Origin of the sequence: Limnospira sp. PMC 1279.21, from assembly GCF_032349615.1 — a bacterium.
GTDB lineage: Bacteria > Cyanobacteriota > Cyanobacteriia > Cyanobacteriales > Microcoleaceae > Limnospira > Limnospira fusiformis.
This window is the reverse complement of record NZ_JARPLU010000339.1, coordinates 1-2,043: the sequence shown is the minus strand read 5'-3', so window position 1 is coordinate 2,043 and position 2,043 is coordinate 1. Positions and strand designations below refer to the sequence as shown.

At 45.1% G+C, this 2,043-nt stretch carries 1 protein-coding gene and 1 pseudogene; one reads left to right on the top strand and one right to left on the bottom strand.

The window, feature by feature from the left end:
* On the top strand, window positions 1–391 hold a 391-nt coding region (locus tag P5683_RS24350; protein ID WP_315641164.1), incomplete at its 5' end, for an HNH endonuclease signature motif containing protein.
* Here the strand turns inward: P5683_RS24350 and ltrA are convergent.
* A pseudogene (gene ltrA / locus P5683_RS24345) lies at window positions 354–2,028 on the bottom strand (group II intron reverse transcriptase/maturase). The gene P5683_RS24350 and the pseudogene ltrA overlap by 38 nt on opposite strands.
* Between the last annotated feature and the right edge of the window lie 15 nt (window positions 2,029–2,043).

Sequence of the window (2,043 nt, the reverse complement as noted above, 5' to 3'; positions counted from 1 at the left end):
ATGCCTTTGTTTTCAGGGCGGTTTCACCAGGCTCTACAACTTTTGTCCTGTACTTAACGCACGGACACCAATAGTCAGACATACCCTAGTGAGACCGAACGCAACACCATACGACGGAAACTGGACATACTGGGCAACCAGAAAAGGACAAGCAATTGGAACACCAACAAGGATAGCAAAACTACTCAAGAAACAGAAAGGTAAGTGTAAATGGTGTGGACAATACTTTACACCATCAGACGTAATTGAGGTTCACCATATTGTACCTCGATGCCTAGGCGGAAAGGATGTATACAATAATCTTCAATTACTGCACCACCACACCCGCGATGACAAGACAGCCCTAGACAAGGCTAAAGCTGTATCCATAACAATGGAACAGTCAGACTAGGAGCTGTGTGAGGTGAAAGTCTCAAGCACGGTTTTGAATGGGAGGGAATGGAGGCGACTCCATTCTCGACCCCTAATGCGTTGGCGTTGTCTAGTGCCGTCTTATTATCGCGGGTGTGGCGATGTAATAGTTGAAGATTTTTGTATTCACCCTTTCTACCGAGGTTTCGAGGTACAATGTGGTCTACTTCAACTAAATCCGATGGCGCGAAATACTGTCCACACCAAGTACACCTACCTTTTTGCTTTTTGAGTAGTTTTGCTACCCTATTAGGCGTTTCAATTGCCTGTCCTCGTCTGGTTGCCCAGTAAGTCCAGTTTCCGTCGTATGGTGTTGCGTCAGGGCGCACTAGGGTATGTCTGACAATCGGAGTCCAATTATGTTGCCATAATGTGAGTCCATCCTTAGTCTGGAACAACCAAGATTCATGTCTTTCTTTCCCATTGCTAAGTTTAACCGTTCCATTTCTGAAATAGTTTCCTAGCTTATCGTGGCTTGCCTTTCCGCATCTTGATACTGTCCATGCCCGTAACATTAACCCAACTTTGTTGTCCAGTTTATTGAAGGTCTCTGTTGAGACTACCGCTGAATAATAGTTTGACCATCCTCGAATAATCGGGTTTAGTCTGCTAATCAGGGCTGACTGGGGTGCGGTTTTAAGTTGTTTTATTGCACCTTTAATCTCTTCTGTGTGGGCTTTAACTGCTTTATTGCTGGGTTTAATGCAGGTTTTGTGACCGATTAATCGGCTTGTCCTTCCCCCTATTTTCCCAGATTTATATTTCCCAACAGGATATTGCCTAATGGTGAATCCTAGAAAATCAAATCCTGGCTCCTCTGTTTTGCCATTGTACTCAATGGGTTTGAGCGTGTGACAGATTCGGGTCTTTTCAGGTTTTATTTCTAGTCCCACAGGTTTTAACCATTCGGAAATAGCAGTTTTGCACTGTTCAATGATTTCGAGTGATGGGGATATCACTACAAAATCATCGGCGTATCTTATAACAGTAGCCTGCGCTCTGTTTGCTTTCTTAGGATACATTGTCTCTATGAACCTAACCATTCCCAACAGTGCGATGTTGGCGAGTATTGGACTTATTACCCCTCCTTGGGGTGTCCCTGTTTCTGTATCATCGAAAACGCCGTTATCTAGCACGCCCGCTTTGAGCCATTGTTTTAGGTCTCTCTTTAGGCTGCTTGGACAATGAATTTTGGACAGTAGGTAATCATGGTTCACGGTAAGAGCATTTTGCTATATCTGCATCGAGAACATAGTATTGTCCTTGATTTATGGCACTGTAAATTATACCAATTGCATCTTGGGCTGACCGTCCGGGACGGAACCCATAGCTTGTGCCTTCAAATCTCGATTCCCATTCAGGTTCGAGAGCCGATTTAACCAAGGCTTGCCTTGCTCTGTCTTGGATTGTGGGTATTCCTAGAGGGCGTTTTTCATCCCTGCCGGGTTTTGGAATCCACACCCGTCGCAGTGGTTTTGCTTTGAGGTTTCCCTTAATGCTCTCCACAAGTTCAAACCTTTGTCTTGGAGAGATTGCTCTCATTCCATCAACTCCAGCCGTTTTCTTGCCTTGACCCGCTTGGGGGGCGGGTTTATTAAGCTGACTGTTGGGAAGCATGGCTGACCGTGGAAC